We start from the raw sequence: 15864 nt of genomic DNA on the forward strand, positions 1-15864 counted from the left end.
CATCCTGCGCGCGCGTGACGATATTCGCCCATGCCGCGACCCGTCATGAACGCGGCCTCAATCCTTCGGAGCGAATCCCGACGCGCGAGGAGGTGGACCCATGTCGCAGATTGAACTCGTTGGTGAGCCCCTGCTTCACCTCGAAAGCTCCCGCCTGCTGGCCGAAGCCCGGCGAGTCATCCCCGAGGCCTTCGACGCCCAAGGCCGTCTGCTCTCCCCCATCGCGGGCTCCTGGGTCCACCCGCCCGCGTGGTTCGACGCGCGCTCGCCCATCGACGGCCAGGTGCTCGCGTCACTGCCGCTGCTCTCTCAAGCCCAGGCCGTCCAGGCCGTGGAGAAGGCCGCCGGCGAGTTCCTCCCCTGGTCCGCCCGCTCGCTCAACGCGCGCATGCACGCCGTCCTCGACGCGCTGGACTCGCTCGAGGACCACCGGGACCTGCTCGTCCGCGTCCTCGCCTGGGACATCGGCAAGACACTGCCCACGGCCAGCAACGACGTGGACCGCTGCCTCACCGGCCTCGAGTGGTACCTGGAGAACATCGGCCCGATGCTCGAGTCCCGCGCGCCGCTCGGCCTCGTGTCGAATATCGCCTCCTGGAACTATCCCTTCTCCGTCCTGCTGCTCAACGTGCTCGTGCAGACGCTCGCGGGGAACTCGGTCATCGCGAAGATTCCCACGCAAGGGGGCGGCGTCTCGCTCACCCTCGCCTTCGCGCTGATGCGCCGCGCGGGCCTGCCCGTGTCGCTCGCGGGCGGTCGAGGCAAGGACCTCTCCGAGGCCCTCGTGGGCCACCCGCTCATCGCCGGGGTCGCCTTCATCGGCGGCCGCGCCAACGGCGCCGAGGTCCACCGCCGCCTGCGCGACACGAACAAGCGCTACGCCCTGGAGATGGAGGGCGTGAACGCCTACGCCATCACCCGGTTCACCGACTGGGACGGCCTCTCCCGCCAGATTCGCGCGGGCTTCGACTTCGGCAAGCAGCGCTGCACCGCCTACACCCGCTGGGTCGTCGAGAAGTCCCTCGTCCCCCGGTTCGTGCGCGCCTACGTGGACGCCGCGTCCTCGCTGCGCGTGGGCCACCCACTGCTCGGCGGCGACGTGGACTTCGGCCCGCTCATCTCCGCCAGCAAGGTGGCGGAGCTGCGCGCGCTCATCGACGACGCCCGCGAGCGCGGCGCCGCGGTGCTGCACGAGGGCACGCTCGCCGACGACGCCTTCACCCCGGGCCAGTCGCGCGGGAGCTACATCGCCCCCACCCTGCTCTTCGGCGTGCCTCGCGACAGCGAGCTCTACCTGCGCGAGCCCTTCGGCCCCGTCGACGTCCTCATGTCCGTGGACTCCGAGGAGGAGCTCATCCGCGAAGCCAATGTCTCCCAAGGCGCGCTCGTCGCCTCCGTGGCCACCGATGACCCACAGCTCGCCGAGCGCCTCGCCTCCCAGCTGCAGGCCTTCAAGGTCGGCATCAACAGGCTGCGCTCGCGCGGAGACCGCGAGGAGCCCTTCGGCGGCAAGGGCGGCTCCTGGGCCGGCGCCTTCGTCGGTGGCACCCACCTGGTGCACGCCTTCACCGAAGGCCCCCATGCCCTCGAGGGGAACTGGCCGGACTGAACTCCCCGGGGGCATCCTTCCAGCACCCGACACCCGCCGCGGCGAAAGCGAGGTCCGTCAGGACCACACGCACCTGACGTTGCCCGTCCTTGACGCGGCGCGGTTAAGCTCGCGCCCCATGAACCGCGAATACCACCGCTGGCATAGCGCGCGCCTGCATCGGGACATGGAGCTCTTGCTCTACGGCCACTCGGGAGAACCCGTGCTGCTGCTGCCCACCAGTCGCGGCCGCTTCTTCCAGGCCGAGGACTTCGGCCTCATCGGCGCCATCGCCGACCGCGTCCAGTCCGGCCGCTACGTCATCGTGTGCCCGGACTCCGTGGACGAAGAGTCCTGGTTCAACACGTCCGTGCACCCGCATGACCGCATCGCCCGGCACCAGGAGTGGGAGCAATACCTGCTCAACGAGGTGGTGCCGCTGCTGATGAGCCGCAGCACCGGCGGGCGCCTCACCCTGGCCGGGTGCAGCTTCGGCGGCTTCCACACGTACAACGTGGGCCTGCGCCACCCGCACGTCTTCCGCCGGCTCATCTCCATGGGCGGCAAGTTCGAGACGGACGAGTTCCTCGACGGCCACCAGGACAACGACGTCTACTTCCACTCCGCCACGCAGTGGCTGCCCAACGTCCACGACAACAGCCAGCTCGCCGCGCTCCAGCGCGTGGAGATGGTGCTGGCGGTGGGCGAGCACGACTTCTGCCGCCCCTCCAACGAGCACCTCTCCAGCCTGTTGTGGAAGAAGGACATCGGCAACCAGCTCGCCATCTGGCAGGGCGGCAACCACGACTGGCCCGTCTGGCGGGAGATGATTCAGCAGTACCTGCCCTGGTAGCCGGCGAGGACGCCGCGCCCGCTCACGACTCGAGCGGGCGCAGCGTGCCGGCGCTGATGCGGTTGAAGCGCCAGAGCAGCGACAGCGCCACCGCGATGAGCCCCGCGCACAGGCCCCACCAGATGCCCACCACGCCCAGCCCCAGCTTGAAGCCCAGCAGCAGCGTGAGCGGCAGGCCGATGGCGTAGTGCCCCACCATGTTCGCCAGGAACGTGAAGCGCGTGTCGCCCGCGCCGCGCAGCACGCCCGCGCCCACGCCCTGCACCCCGTCGAACACCTGGAAGATGGCGCTCACCATCAGCAGGGGCACCACCAGCGGGAGCACGTCCTCGGGGGCGCCCGCCAGCCGGGCCAGGGCCCCGGGGAAGAGCGCGAACGCCAGCGCCCCCAGCGCCATGAAGCCCGCGCCGCCCGCGAAGGCGATGAAGCCGCTGAGCCGCGCCCGGGGCGTGTCGTGCGCGCCCACCGCCCAGCCCACCCGCACGCTCCCCGCGTTGCCGATGCCCATGGCCACCGTGAAGGTGACGCTCGAGTACGCGATGGCGATTTGATGCGCCCCCACGCTCGCGGCTCCCAGCCCCGCCGACAGCACGCCCGCCAGCGCGAAGACGCCAATCTCCGCGGCGATGTGCAGGCCGATGGGCACGCCCACCCGGATCGCCTGGGCCAGGTCGCTCCACACGGGCCGACGCACGGGCCGCTCGCCCTCCGGCGCGGGCAGCTTCGCGATGGCCAGCACCACCACGCCCAGCTGCAACATCGTGCACAGCGTCGAGGCCAGCGCCGACCCGGCCACGCCCATCGCCGGCACGGCCCGCAGGGGGCCGAGGTACCCGGGCAGGTTCGCGCCGCCGAACACCAGCAGGATGTCCGCGCCCAGGTTCAGCACGTTCGCCAGCACCGTCGCCACCACCAGCGGCCGCGTGTACGCGGTGGACTGGAGATAGGAGCGCATCGTCAGGAAGGCCAGCATCAGCGGCAGGCTCGGCCCGCGCCACAGCAGGTAGTCCCAGGCCCCCGCGATTTCCGTCTCGCCGATGCCCGCGAGCGGCAGGAGCAGGGGCGACAACATCAGCAGGCTGAACAGCAGCAGCCCGGCGAACAGCGACATCCAGCCGCCTTGCCACAGCAGCCCCCGTGCCCTCGCCATGGCGCGCCCGCCCACCGCCTGGGACAGGAGCGGGTCGAACCCCATCATCAGCCCCATGCCGAAGCCGCTGACGGCGAAGAACAGGCCGTTGCCCAGCCCCACGGAGGCCAGCGCCGACGTGCCCGCCCGCCCCACCACCAGCGTGTCCACCAGCCCCATGAGCGACTGGCCGCCCTGGGCAATCGCGATGGGGATGGCCAGGCGAGAGAGCGCGCGAAGCTCCGCCAGGATGGCGGCGCGACGGGAGCCGGGCCGGGGCGACGACGAGGAGGGTGCGACGGCGGTGGACATGGCGGCCTCGGCCTATAGCGCCTTCCGCCATGGAATGCGCCAGCCGAGAGCGACGCCCCCGCGCTCCCTCTCCTGACCCCCTGGGGTGCCCACGAAACGAAGGGGCCCCGAGACCCACATCGTGTCCCGAGGCCCCGCGCCGTCACACCGGTGCCTCAGGGCACGGGCGCGTCGAAGTACGTGGTGGCCAGCGGCGTCTGGAGCGCCCCCACGTTGGCCACGCGGATGCCCGCGTCGGTGATGGCGTACACGAAGTCATCCGCCATCACACTGCGGCGCACCTCCGGCGCCCAGTACCAGCTCCAGTGCGGGTGCTCGAAGCGCTGGAACATGTCCCGCGCCGACACCGCGCCCACCGGCGTGAAGCCCGTGGCCGTGTCCACGCGGAACACGCGCAGCTCGCTGGTGAAGCCGGACCAGTAGTCGGGGCGGCTGTAGTCCCAGTCCACGAAGGGCACCGCCACCAGGCCCTTGGCCGCGAAGTAGTTGAACGCCTTGTGGTCGTGCAGGGCCTCGCTGTTGGAGCCGCTCGTCCCCATCCGGTGGGTGAAGGCCTCGCGGGGGTTGGCCAGGTCCGTCACGTCGAACAGCGACAGCTTCAGCGCGCGGTTGCGCCAGCCGCCGTCCTCGTCGCGGTCCTCGCCGAAGGTGAGCAGGTGCGTGTCGCCCAGCGGGTGGATGTACGTGGAGAAGCCCGGAATCTTCAGCTCGCCCACCTTGCGCGGGTGCGCCGGGTCGCTCAGGTCGAAGGTGAAGAGCGGGTCCGTCTGGCGGAAGGTCACGATGTAGCCCTTCTTGCCCACGAAGCGCGCGCTGAAGATGCGCTCGGTCGGCGCCAGGTCCTCGCTGCGTCCCAGTTCCTCCAGCCGCCCGTTCTTCGGGGCGAACGTCACCAGCCGGCTCACGGTGTCCGGGCCGTTGGTGGTGGGCGTCGACACGCCGTCACCATTGCCCGCCGTGCGCCACGTCGTCACCGTGGTGGCCACGCGCAGCACGCCCTCGTGCTCGTCCATGGCGAACTGGTTGACCAGCACTCCGGCCACCGAGCCGCTGCCCACGTACGTGGCGCGCGCCGGCTCACGGATGTCGAACTTGTGGATGTACGAGTGGTCGGACTGCTCCGCCACCTGCTGCCACCACCAGTGGTTGGCGGACAGGTACAGGGACTCGGTGGACGCGTACACCACGCCCGGCGCGGACACCACGCTGGTGCGGCCCAGCGGCGCGGCGCCTTCCACCGTGTCCAGGTCCAGCGACAGCACCGTCACGAAGCCCAGCCCCGTGGGCGCGTTGGCGTGGAAGAAGTCCGAGCAGGAGAAGGGCAGCGCGGTGGTGGTGCCGTCCGCCGCCACCCGGCGACCGGGCTCCACCCAGTCCGCCAGCGTCTGGTCGCGGATGAGCTTCTCGTTCTTGACGATGAGCGCGTCGAGCGCCGCGTTCATCTTGTCGCGGTTCTCCAGCTCACGGGAGTACTCGGGGTAGAAGCGCACGTCCGAGGGCCAGCGGAACTCGTCCGTCATCACCAGCCGCACGGCGCTGTCCACGCGGCGCGCGGTGAGGTAGCCGCCCGGCAGGAACACCTGCTGCTTCACCTGGGGCGACGCCAGGTCCGACACGTCCACCACCGTCACCTTCAGCGTGCCGCCCTGCATGTAGCCGCAGCGCGGGCCCGCGCAGTCGGGCAGGGGCGCGCCCATCATCGGAGAATCCCCCCACACCGAGGGGCGACCGGGACGCTCCTCGTACACCTGCGACGCGATGACCAGCCGCTGGCGCTCCTTGTCGTAGAGCATCTCGCGCGGCTGACCTTCGATGGCCAGCGACGACACGCGCGTGAGCTGGTCCGCGGGCCAGGAGCGATTCACATACAGCTTGGACCCGGACAGCACGAAGATGTGGTTGCCGTCGTTCTGCACGAAGTCCGCCTCGTGCACGCCGGCCACCTGGTTGTTGGTGCCCGTGTAGTCGTCGGGGCCGCGCGGCGCGCCAGCACCGCCGTTGTCCTCGGAGGGCATGGGCACGCCCGTGGGGGGCGCCGCGCCGTCGCCGAACCACCACTGCAGACCGCGGGGCCGCATCGACTCCACCGACGCGCGCATCCGCTTCGTCGCCGTGTCCTCGATGTGCCGCTCCAGCGCCTCGCAGCCCTCGAAGGCATCCAGCCGCGCCTCCTGCGCCACCGGCTCGTTCTCCACCTGCGGATACGTCTTGTCGTCGTCACAACCCACCGCAGCCACCGCCACCAGCCCCACCCATCCGTAGCGCTTCCATCGCCGCATGAGATTCCTCCCGGTTCGTGTCTGTTGGCCCCATCCGCGGCGCGAGCTGGAATCCCCCAGCCCGCCATGCCCGGATGACGGCACGGCCCGGGCGCGCTCTTGCCACCCCCATGCCAGCAACCACGCTGACTCGGGACACCGGGATTTCCAGGGGCTTGCGGGCGCCAGGGCCTCTCAGAAACCTGAGGCGCGCGGATTCCCCGTGGGGGGAAATCCGTGAGTCCGCGGCACGAAGCGGACGAACTGCTGCGTCAGCGCCGGGTCCATGCGCTCCAGGCGCAGGCCCATGCCCGCCGGTGCACGGAAGGCGCCAGGGGCGCGCGGCGGGTTGGCCCAGACGACGGTGGCCTCGGCCGAGCACGGTGAGCGCTGTCCGGCGAGCGACACCTTCAACGACAACCGGGTGCCCTCGCGCGCCGGGGTGAGCGTGCGCACGAAGAGGGCCTCGGGGCTGGCGTCGTGGCTGAAGCCCGTCAGCGCGGCGCCCCCGGCCAGCGGGGCGAACTCCACCACGGTGAAGAAGGGCACGCGCTCGGCGGCCCGCAGGGGGACGCGGTCGGGCGTCAGCCGCGACAGCACGCGCCCGAGCAGCTCATCGGCGCCCAGGTGGCGCTTCTCCAGCAGCGGCGCGCCCGACAAGGCCTGCGCACGGGCGAGCACCTCACCGGACTCCTCCGCGCGCGACAGGAGCACCAGCGGCTTCTTCGGGTTCGCGTCGCGCAGCCGCGCGGCCAGGGCCAGCGTCTCGCGCGGGGCCCGCGACACGTCGACGAGGAAGCCGTCGAGCTGCGCGCCGTGCTCCGCCGCGAGCGCCTCCGCGTCCTGCGCGTCGCGTGCGTAGAGGACGTGCAGGCCCTCCTGCTCCAGCGAGCCGCCCAGGAACGTGTGCAGGAAGCGGCCGCCCTCGACGAGCAGCACGCGGCGGCCCTTGGGAGGCCCCTCCTTCGCGCGCTCACGGGCGTTGCGCACCGCCACCAGCTTGGCCTGCAGCGCCTCGAGCGCGACGGGCTTGGGCAGGAAGTCATCCGCGCCCGCGCGCCAGCAGTGCATCACCTCGTGCGGCTCGCCGGCGGAGGTGAACATGATGACGGGCACGTTGCGGCCCGCGGGGTGTGACTTCACCGCGCGGCACACCTCGTCGCCCTGCATGCGCTCCATGCGCAGGTCCATCAGGATGAGCATGGGCGCGCGGCGGGCCAGCTCCGCCAGACACGCCTCGCCGCCCTCCAGCGTCACCGGCTCGCAGCCCAGCCGGGCCAGGTGCAGCCGCACCACCTCGCGCGCGGTGCGCGAGTCGTCCACCACGAACACGGCTTCCCGCGTGGTGGAGCCGGGCGCGTTCATCAGGCCCGCGGCTCCTGCTTGCCGCCGGACAACAGCTGCGTGAGCTGCCGGGCGATGGCGGCGCACTTCGCCGCATCCTTGCTGTCCAGCGCGGTGCGCCCGCCGTCGAGCAGCTTCTGGACCGTGCCCACCGCGGCCTCGGCCTCCGGGCTGGGGTTCTCCTGCGCGCTCTTCTGGAGCATCCGCGCCAGCTTCTCGCCGCGCTCCAGCAGCTTGCGGAACAGCTCCTCGGCGCGCTTCGCGTCCACCACGCCCTGCGACTTCGCGTAGTTCGCCTGCTCCGCGCCCAGCTTCTCCGCCTCGCCGTGCGGCAGGCCCGCGCGCGCCTCCAGGCGCACCGTCTCCATGTTGCCGGTCGTCAGGTCCGTGGCCTTCACGGACAGGATGGCCTCACCGGACAGCTCGAAGACGACCTCCAGCGGCACGTCTCCGCGCGCGGCCACGTGCAGGTTCTTGAGCACCACCTCGCCCAGCTTGTGGTTCTCGTCCTGGAACTCGCTCTCGCCCTGGTACACGGGGATGCGCGCCTCGTGCTGGCCGGAGGTGCCGGGGAAGAAGATGTCGCGCGCGACGACGGGCACGCCCGTGTTCTTCGCGATGAGCCGCTTCACGCGCCCGCCCAGCACGCCCACGCCCAGGCTCTGGCTGGCCACGTCCAGCAGCAGCGCCTGACCGGACTGGCGGAGCAGCTCGTCCGCCTGCACCGCGGCGCCCAGCGCCACGGCCTCGTCCGGGTGCACGTCCGTGGAGGGCTGCCGACCGAAGAAGTCCGCGACCAGCCGGCGCACCAGCGGCACGCGCGTCATGCCGCCCACCAGCAGCACCACGTCCACCGAGCGCGGGTCCATCTTCGCCTCGCGCATCACGCCCTCGCACACCTCCAGGCAGCGGCGAGACAGGGGCTCCGACAGCGTCTCGAAGAACGAGCGCGTGAGCACCGTCTCCAGCTCCGTCGTGCGCCCGCCCTTGCCCGAGTGGTCGCCCAGCCCCGTCACGGAGATGGTGGACTCCTCATGCTCGGTGAGCTCGCGCTTGGCGGCCTCGGCGGCGACCTTCAGGCGCCTCAGGCTCTGCGCGTCCTGCGACACCACGTGGCGCAGCTCATCGTCCACCTGGGCCAAGAGCCACTGGACGATTCGCTGGTCGAAGTCCTCGCCGCCCAGCCTGGGGTCGCCGCCGGTGGCGCGCACCTCGAAGACGCCGGACTTCACGTCGAGGATGGACACATCGAAGGTGCCGCCGCCCAGGTCGAACACCAGCGCGTTGCCCTCGAAGCCACGCGACAGCCCGTACGCGAGCGCCGCCGCGGTGGGCTCGTTCACCAGCCTCACCACCTCCAGGCCCGCGATGGAGGCCGCCTCGCGCGTGGCCTGGCGCTGGTTGTCGTCGAAGTTGGCGGGGACGGTGATGACACACTTGCTGACGGGGCGGCCGAAGTGCGCCTGCGCGTCCAGCGCCAGCTCGCCCAGAATCATCGCGGAGACCTGCGTGCAGGGCATCACCCGCCCGGCCAGCTTCACGCGCACGTCACCGGCGGGGCCCGCGACGAGCGGATAGGGCACCAGCGCCTTCGCCTGCTGCACCAGCTCCGGCGTGTAGCGGCGCCCGAGGAAGCGCTTGGTGGCCCAGACCACCGCGTCCGGGTGCTCCTCCGCCAGCACCTGGGCCTGCTGGCCCACGACGCGCTCGCCGCTCTTGGTGACGCCGAGCACGGAGGGCGTGAGCCGGCCCCCCGCGCGCGAGGGGATGAGGCGCGGCCGGCCATCTTCCACGGTGGCCACGGCGCTATTGGTGGTACCCAGGTCGATGCCGATGACGGGGTCGTGCATGGGGGGCGGTCGGGACCCCACGGTACGGGTCTTCCCGCCTCCTCGCCAAGCCCCCTCGCGTCGGACCTGCCCTCCGCCTGTCGCTTCCCTGCCCGCCCGGGCACGACGGCCACGGGGGTGGACGGCCATGGGGCACCATGCTAAGGGCGCGACCCGTCATGGTGAACGTCTCCATCGCCCGCCGCTACGCCCGTGCCCTCCTCGACGTCTCGTCGGAGGCGGGCCGCATCGATGCCGTCGCCGAGCAGCTCACCACCTTCGCGGACATCCTCGCGAAGAACCCCGAGCTCACGGACGTGCTCAACAACCCCGCCTACTCGCGCTCCCAGCGCGGCCAGGTCGTGGAAGGGGTGATGAAGCTCATCCCCGGGCTGGAGCCGGTGCTCGCCAACACCCTGCGCCTGCTGGTGGACCGCAACCGGCTGGTCTACGTGCCGGACATCGCCCGCGTGTTCCGCGACATGGCGGATGCCCGCGCCGGCCGCGTCCGCGGCAACGTCACCAGCGCCGCCGCCCTCCCGGCCGACACCCTGGCCCAGCTGCGCCAGACCCTGCAGCAGCTCACCCAGCGCGACGTCATCCTGGAGACCCGCGTGGACCCCAGCCTGCTCGGTGGCGTGTCCGCCCAGGTGGGCAGCATCCTCTACGACGGCAGCCTGCGCACCCAGCTGGACCAGATGCGCCGCGAGCTGAAGTAGCACCCGCCGTCCGGGGCGTGCGGCCGCATCCTCGCGGCCAACGCCCCAGGTCGTCCACGCACCCGGTAGTCCGGGGCAAACCGGCATTTCCAGTAGCCCTGGGACAGAGGTATACTCGGGGGAACACGGGGCAACCCCGGGTTTTCTGGACGACCTCAACATGCCGCAGTCCCTGTTTCACCCCCTTCCCGGTGGCCCGATGTTCGCCGTGGCCCCCGAGGAGGCCTGGCCCTTCCTCGGCGCGCTGCTGAACGCGACGGGTTGTGGCATCGCCCTGCTGGACAGGGAGCTCAGGCCCGTGTGGGTGAATGGCGCGCTGACGTCGCTGTCGGGGCTGGAGACCCGGGCCTATCTGGGGCGTCCCCTGGTGGACGTCTGGCCGAAGGTGGCCTTCTCGCTGGCCCCGCTGCTGACGCGTGCCCTCTCGGGGGAGAACGTGGTGGAGGCGCCGCTGACGGGGGTGCTGGCCGCGGGCTCGGGTGAGAAGCACCTGCGGGTGGGGCTGTCCCCGGCGCACCAGGCCGGGGTGCTGGCGGGCGTGGTGCTGTGGGTGCGCGACGAGACGGAGCGCGTGCGCGAGGAGGCCCGGCTGCGCGAGCGCGAGGCGCACATGCGCAGCCTGGCCGACGTGGCCTGTGACGGGCACTTCCTGCACGAGAACGGCGTGGTGCTGGACGCCAACCGCGCGCTGGCGCACCTCCTGGGCCACGACTCGCCCCGGGAGTTGATCGGCCACCACCTGGTCGAATGGGTGGCGCCGGAGTACCGGCCCGCCGTCATGTCCGCGGTGGCCCGGGGGGTGGAGACGCCCTACGAGGTCATGTGCGTGCGGCGCGATGGCCAGCGCATCCCCTTGGAAGTGTTGGGGAAGTTCGTGACGTGGGAGGGCCGGCAGGTGCGGCTGGCCGCCATCTGGGACATCAGCGGGCGCAAGGCGGCGGAGGAGCGCGCCGAGCGCACCGAGCACTTCCGGGAGCAGCTGCTGGGCGTGGTGGGCCACGATTTGCGCTCCCCGCTGGAGAGCATCCAGTCCGGCACGAGCGCCCTGCAGCGGCTGGAGAACCTGGAGGAGCCCCAGCAGCGGCTGGTGGGGCACGTGGCCCAGGCCGCGCGGCGCATGGAGCGGATGATCCACGAGCTGCTCGACTTCACCCGGGCCCGGCTGTCCGGCGGGCTGCCGGTGCGCCCGGAGCCGCTGGTGCTGGACCGGCTGGTGGAGAAGGTCCTGGAGGAGCGGCGGCAGGTGCACCCGGGCCGCACGCTGCTGATGGAGACGCAGGGGGATTTGCGGGGCCACTGGGACGCGGGGCGCATCACCCAGCTGGCGGACACGCTGCTGGGCAGCGTGCTCCAGCACAGCCCGGAGCCCACCCCGGTGTGGCTCAAGCTGGTGGGCGCGGTGGGGGGCGTGACGCTGTCCATCCGCAACGACTCGCTGATGGTGCCGCAGGAGGAGCACGCCACCCTCTTCGAGCCCTTCCGCCGGGGCCGCCCCGCCAGCGCCGAGGGCCTGGGTCTGGGCCTGTTCATCGCCCGGCAGGTGGCCGTGGCCCACGGGGGCCGGCTCACCGTGGAGTCCTCCCAGGGCGGAACGCGCTTCGTCGTCTGGCTGCCCCGCGAATCCTCCGTCCGCTAGGGCGCCGCGAGCGCCCGCCCGCCCTCGCTCGGCCGGTGTGGGAGCGCCGGGACTTAAGGGGTTGATAATGCCCCGAGAGCCCCGAATGTCGTGCGCATTGCAGGGGCCGGGGGTGCGTGGTAAGGGGCCCCGACTTCTTAAGCTTTGGCGGACCCGAACCGACCCGGCCCGCCCCCTGTTCGAGGACGCAAAACGCCCATGGAAATCCGCGCCGACGAGATCAGCAGAATCATCCGGGAGCAGATCAAGGACTACGGCAAGAAGGTCACCGTCGCGGAGACGGGCACCGTGCTGTCCGTCGGCGACGGTATCGCGCGCATCTACGGCCTGGAGGGCGTGCTGGCCGGTGAGCTGGTGGAGTTCACCAACGGCGTGAAGGGCCTGGTCCTCAACCTCGAGGAGGACAACGTCGGCGTCGCCATCATGGGTGACTTCCAGACCATCCGCGAGGGCGACACCGTCAAGCGCACCCAGCAGATCGCCTCCGTGCCCGTGGGCAAGGGCCTGCTCGGCCGCGTGGTGGACCCGCTCGGCCAGCCCCTGGACGGCAAGGGCCCCATCGAGGGGACCGAGACGCGCCGCCTGGAGGTGAAGGCGCCCGGCATCGTGAAGCGCAAGAGCGTGCACGAGCCCCTGCAGACGGGCATCAAGGCGCTGGACGCGCTGGTGCCGGTGGGTCGTGGTCAGCGCGAGCTCATCATCGGTGACCGCCAGACGGGCAAGACGGCCGTCGCCATCGACACCATCATCAACCAGAAGGGCCTGAACGTTTACTGCATCTACGTGGCCATCGGTCAGAAGCAGTCGACCGTCGCCCAGGTCGTGGAGAAGCTCAACCGCTTCGGCGCCATGGAGTTCACCACGGTGGTGGCGGCGAACGCCTCCGACCCGGCCCCGATGCAGTTCTTCGCGCCGTACGCCGGCGTGGCCATGGGCGAGTACTTCCGCGACAACAAGATGCACGCCCTCATCATCTACGACGACCTGTCCAAGCAGGCCGTGGCGTACCGCCAGCTGTCGCTGCTCTTGCGCCGCCCGCCGGGCCGCGAGGCGTACCCGGGCGACGTGTTCTACGTGCACAGCCGCCTGCTGGAGCGCGCCGCCAAGCTGTCGGACGAGGAGGGCGCGGGCTCGCTCACCGCGCTGCCCATCATCGAGACGCAGGCCGGCGACGTGTCCGCCTACATCCCGACGAACGTCATCTCCATCACCGACGGGCAGATCTTCCTCGAGACGGACCTGTTCTTCTCCGGCGTCCGCCCGGCCATCAACGTCGGTCTGTCCGTGTCCCGCGTCGGCTCCGCCGCGCAGATCAAGGCGATGAAGCAGGTCGCCGGCACCATGAAGCTGGACCTCGCGCAGTACCGCGAGCTGGCCGCCTTCGCCCAGTTCGGCTCGGACCTCGACAAGGCCACCCAGGAGACCCTGGCCCGTGGCGCCCGCATGGTGGAGCTGCTCAAGCAGGGCCAGTACGAGCCGCTCTCCGTCGAGCGTCAGGTCATGCAGATCTACGCCGCGACCAACCGCGACGACCCCAAGAAGCGCGGCTGGGTGCGCGACATCCCCGTCTCCGACGTGGTGCGCTGGATGCGTGAGTTCCTGGAGTTCGCGGACGGCAAGCACCCGAACGTCGCGAAGGACATCGCCTCCAAGCGCGAGCTGACCAACGACATCAAGGCGGCGCTGAACAAGGCCATCTCCGAGTTCAACGACGTCTTCCAGCCCACCCCGGGCGCGAAGGTCTAGGCAGAGCTCCGGCCGCCAAGGCCCGACGCACCGAGCCCCGCGCTCCCTTCACCGGGAGGCGGGGCTTCGTGTTTCCGGGTGCGGCGGGGGCTCGTGGTCCGCGACTTCGCCGCGTCCTCGCCGCGCTGGTGCCTCGCGTCCGTGGTGCCGATGCCGCGGGCAGGGGGGTGCCTGGCGTGGTCGCGGTAACCTGCTGCTTCGCCTTGTCCTCGCGCGCTGGTGCCTGGCGTCCGTGGTGCCCACAGCGCGGACGCTGGAGTGCCTCGCGCGATGTGCTGAGCCGCTACTTCGCCCCCTCCGCGCGGGCCGGCACCTCGCGCACCGCGGTGCCGATGGACTCGCCCGTCCACTCGGGGTCCACGGGGATGATGAGGTAGCCGTCCTCGGCCTTGGGCGCGGGGCGGTCGTCGAGCGGCGGAGGGTCCCCGGCCTCGGGCGCGGGCACGTCCGTCCAGGAGATGAAGCGCGCCTCGAACTCGCGCACACGCTGGCCCCCCGCCAGCTTGCGCTCCGCCGGGTGGGGCAGCAGCACCGCGTCCGCGCCCATCAGACACACGGTCTCCTGGAGAAGCTCCTTGCGGCCCTCCTCGCCCAGGTACTCGTTGGTCGTCATCGACAGCGTGCCCACCTCGGCGTAGGGCCTGGATGGCTCGCCCTGCTCGAAGACCTCGAACGCGCAGCCGGGCGCCTTCGCGGGACGCGTGACGGAGGCCTGCGGCCGGCTCACCACCGTCTGCGGCGAGGACGCGCACGCGGCCCCGAGCACCGCGGCGAAGAGGCACATCGACAGCGGACGACGCGGGCCCATGGACACCCCTGTTGCCGAATCGCGAGGACGCGGGGCATCCGAGGCCCCGCCTCCTGACTCAACGCGGCCTCCGGGCCCACCATATCGCGCGCGCTCAGCGCAGCCGCGGCAGGAGCGCGTGCAGGCTCTTGTCCACGCCGCCGCGGGCGCCGAGCTGCTCGATGGCCTTCAGCTCGTACGGCAGCACGTTGTCGCGCGCGACCAGCTGCACGTGCGCGCCCAGCGCGGCCGGCAGCGCCAGGTCCAGCTCGTAGATGTCACCCGCCACCAGCGTCTGGTCCGGCCGCGTGCCGGTGGTGTCCCAGATGCGCTTGAGCGCCTCGAAGTAGCGGCCCCGGCGCAGGTACACCGGCCGGCGCAGCACCCCGTCCAGCGTCTGCGTCTCCGGCAGCGCGTCGAAGCGCGCGTCCGCCACGTCCGGCGGGTCCAACAGGAACTTGCGCGCGTCGCCGGACACCTTGAGCCGCTCGCGGCCCTTGGGAGCCAAGGTGTCGAGCTTCTTCACCACCAGCTCCGTGTGCGCGTTCGTCACCACCGTGACGGGCAGCCCCGTGGCGAGCAGCGCCTCCAGCACCTCCTTCGCCTCCGGCTTGAAGGCCGTGGCCGAGTGCACGTACGAGTCGCGATACAGCTTCTGCACCGCCTCCGAGCGCGTGGCCTCGTCCGTGCCCACCGACAGCCGCTGGAAGATGCGGTGCGCGGCCGTCGTCGCCGTCAGGTACGGGTCCGCCGTGGCGGGCGCCACCACCCTGCCGCCCAGGTTCCAGCCGAGGAGGTCCGCACCCGCGCGCAGCGCCGCGACTTCTTCCTCCCACGCCTGCTCCACGCCCTGCCCCAACGCGTGGGCCAGCCCGTCACGAAAGTGTGTCAGGAAGGGCGCGCTCTCCGTCGCCACGTCCGTGAAGGTCCCGTCGAAGTCCAGCACCACGCAAGCAATCGCCATCAGCCCACCGTCTCCCGAAGTTGGAGGAAAGGGGCCGGATGACGCCCCGCCACGGCCCGCGAATCAAGCCCGTGACTCCGGTTTCCGCCCTGTAAACTTGAGGCCCCCCTGTAAATCGGTGGCAGGGCCGCCACCTTGAGGCCTACAGCGGGGGACTCGCTAGCCTTCGGGGGGCATGGAAGCGACACGGCGAAACGAGGCGGCGCGGTGGCGCCGGGCGTGGTTGCCCTGGGGGCTGCTGGCCGGAGCGTGCGTGCTGGGCGCGACGGGCGCCTGGGCGGGCTCGCGCTCCGTGTCGGCGCTGCACGAGCGCCGCGTCCAGTTGGAGCGCGAGGCGGCCGAGTCCGAGGCCCGCGTGGCGGAGCTCCAGGCCCTGCGCGAGGCCATGGCCCGGCGGCTGCGCGTGCTGGAGCAGCAACACCAGACGGCCCGCGAGGAGGCCCTCAGCGCGGCCGCCGCCTGCGCCGCGCCCCCCGCCGAGCCGCCCCCCGCCCAGGGCCGCGCCGAGCCCCGCCGGACCACCAAGGGCAAGAAGGCCCACCGCCGCTGAGAGTCCCTTCGGGCGTGGACCCCAGGTCCACACCCGCCGGCCCGTGTGGACCTGGAGGCAACAGCCCCTGCCCCTCCCGCGCGCGCAACCCCCTGGAAGGACTGTGACGCGGTGCACGGCCCGCCACGTGCTACCTGGGGCTTCGCGTC

The 15864-nt window shown here is 71.7% G+C and carries 12 protein-coding genes; 6 read left to right on the plus strand and 6 right to left on the minus strand.

Going from position 1 to position 15864, the window contains the following annotated elements:
* Positions 1-100: 100 nt before the first annotated feature.
* Entirely contained in the window at positions 101-1609 is a 1509-nt protein-coding gene (locus tag K8640_RS35565) for an aldehyde dehydrogenase family protein (RefSeq protein WP_223751151.1), read from the plus strand.
* 118 nt (positions 1610-1727) lie between these two features.
* Positions 1728-2441, plus strand: coding sequence for an esterase family protein (locus tag K8640_RS35570; protein WP_223751152.1), 714 nt, complete (start codon positions 1728-1730; stop codon positions 2439-2441).
* 22 nt (positions 2442-2463) lie between these two features.
* Here K8640_RS35570 and K8640_RS35575 read toward each other — a convergent pair whose 3' ends face one another.
* The 4 genes from K8640_RS35575 to K8640_RS35590 all read right to left on the minus strand — a co-directional run bounded on the left by K8640_RS35575 (position 2464) and on the right by K8640_RS35590 (position 9334).
* Positions 2464-3882: an MATE family efflux transporter gene (locus tag K8640_RS35575; RefSeq protein ID WP_223751153.1), complete on the minus strand. Its 1419-nt coding sequence runs from the start codon at positions 3880-3882 to the stop codon at positions 2464-2466.
* Between the two features lie 155 nt (positions 3883-4037).
* Positions 4038-6161 carry a beta-propeller domain-containing protein gene (locus tag K8640_RS35580; RefSeq protein WP_223751154.1) on the minus strand — a complete coding sequence of 708 codons (2124 nt, stop codon included), beginning with the start codon at positions 6159-6161 and terminating at the stop codon, positions 4038-4040.
* Between the two features lie 174 nt (positions 6162-6335).
* Positions 6336-7505 (minus strand): TIGR02266 family protein, encoded by a 1170-nt coding sequence (locus tag K8640_RS35585; protein WP_223751155.1) that lies wholly within the window; start codon positions 7503-7505, stop codon positions 6336-6338.
* A complete protein-coding gene (locus tag K8640_RS35590) occupies positions 7505-9334 on the minus strand; it encodes an Hsp70 family protein (protein ID WP_046716815.1) in 1830 nt (609 codons plus the stop codon). The genes K8640_RS35585 and K8640_RS35590 overlap by 1 nt, the downstream gene beginning before the upstream one ends.
* 158 nt (positions 9335-9492) lie before the next feature.
* On the opposite strand from K8640_RS35590, the gene atpH reads away from it, so the two are divergent.
* From atpH to atpA, 3 genes are all read left to right on the plus strand, one after another.
* The gene (gene atpH, locus K8640_RS35595) at positions 9493-10032 is read left to right on the plus strand and encodes an ATP synthase F1 subunit delta (protein WP_223751233.1); all 540 of its coding nucleotides are present in this window, start codon (positions 9493-9495) and stop codon (positions 10030-10032) included.
* Positions 10033-10231: 199 nt separating this feature from the next.
* On the plus strand, positions 10232-11668 hold the full coding sequence (locus K8640_RS35600; RefSeq protein WP_223751156.1) for a PAS domain-containing protein: 1437 nt from the start codon (positions 10232-10234) through the stop codon (positions 11666-11668).
* Between the two features lie 198 nt (positions 11669-11866).
* Positions 11867-13414 (plus strand): F0F1 ATP synthase subunit alpha, encoded by a 1548-nt coding sequence (atpA, locus tag K8640_RS35605; protein ID WP_223751157.1) that lies wholly within the window; start codon positions 11867-11869, stop codon positions 13412-13414.
* Between the two features lie 283 nt (positions 13415-13697).
* On the opposite strand, the gene K8640_RS35610 is transcribed toward atpA, so the two are convergent.
* Positions 13698-14222, minus strand: coding sequence for a hypothetical protein (locus tag K8640_RS35610; protein ID WP_223751158.1), 525 nt, complete (start codon positions 14220-14222; stop codon positions 13698-13700).
* Positions 14223-14316: 94 nt separating this feature from the next.
* Positions 14317-15165 carry an HAD family hydrolase gene (locus tag K8640_RS35615; protein ID WP_141323466.1) on the minus strand — a complete coding sequence of 283 codons (849 nt, stop codon included), beginning with the start codon at positions 15163-15165 and terminating at the stop codon, positions 14317-14319.
* A 175-nt stretch (positions 15166-15340) separates the two neighbouring features.
* On the opposite strand from K8640_RS35615, the gene K8640_RS35620 reads away from it, so the two are divergent.
* The gene (locus tag K8640_RS35620; protein ID WP_223751159.1) at positions 15341-15715 is read left to right on the plus strand and encodes a hypothetical protein; all 375 of its coding nucleotides are present in this window, start codon (positions 15341-15343) and stop codon (positions 15713-15715) included.
* Positions 15716-15864: the final 149 nt, after the last annotated feature.

The sequence above is a fragment of the Myxococcus sp. XM-1-1-1 genome (assembly GCF_020037095.1).
Classification (GTDB): Bacteria; Myxococcota; Myxococcia; order Myxococcales; family Myxococcaceae; genus Myxococcus; species Myxococcus fulvus.

What these genes read in the sequence shown, in the direction of transcription:
- K8640_RS35565 (WP_223751151.1), top strand. Translation starts at nt 101, where the DNA reads ATGTCGCAGATTGAACTCGTTGGTGAGCCCCTGCTTCACCTCGAAAGC.
- K8640_RS35615 (WP_141323466.1), bottom strand. Translation starts at nt 15,165, where the DNA reads ATGGCGATTGCTTGCGTGGTGCTGGACTTCGACGGGACCTTCACGGAC.
- K8640_RS35600 (WP_223751156.1), top strand. Translation starts at nt 10,232, where the DNA reads ATGTTCGCCGTGGCCCCCGAGGAGGCCTGGCCCTTCCTCGGCGCGCTG.
- atpA (WP_223751157.1), top strand. Translation starts at nt 11,867, where the DNA reads ATGGAAATCCGCGCCGACGAGATCAGCAGAATCATCCGGGAGCAGATC.
- K8640_RS35620 (WP_223751159.1), top strand. Translation starts at nt 15,341, where the DNA reads ATGGAAGCGACACGGCGAAACGAGGCGGCGCGGTGGCGCCGGGCGTGG.
- K8640_RS35570 (WP_223751152.1), top strand. Translation starts at nt 1,728, where the DNA reads ATGAACCGCGAATACCACCGCTGGCATAGCGCGCGCCTGCATCGGGAC.
- K8640_RS35585 (WP_223751155.1), bottom strand. Translation starts at nt 7,505, where the DNA reads ATGAACGCGCCCGGCTCCACCACGCGGGAAGCCGTGTTCGTGGTGGAC.
- K8640_RS35610 (WP_223751158.1), bottom strand. Translation starts at nt 14,222, where the DNA reads ATGGGCCCGCGTCGTCCGCTGTCGATGTGCCTCTTCGCCGCGGTGCTC.
- atpH (WP_223751233.1), top strand. Translation starts at nt 9,493, where the DNA reads ATGGTGAACGTCTCCATCGCCCGCCGCTACGCCCGTGCCCTCCTCGAC.
- K8640_RS35590 (WP_046716815.1), bottom strand. Translation starts at nt 9,334, where the DNA reads ATGCACGACCCCGTCATCGGCATCGACCTGGGTACCACCAATAGCGCC.
- K8640_RS35580 (WP_223751154.1), bottom strand. Translation starts at nt 6,161, where the DNA reads ATGCGGCGATGGAAGCGCTACGGATGGGTGGGGCTGGTGGCGGTGGCT.
- K8640_RS35575 (WP_223751153.1), bottom strand. Translation starts at nt 3,882, where the DNA reads ATGTCCACCGCCGTCGCACCCTCCTCGTCGTCGCCCCGGCCCGGCTCC.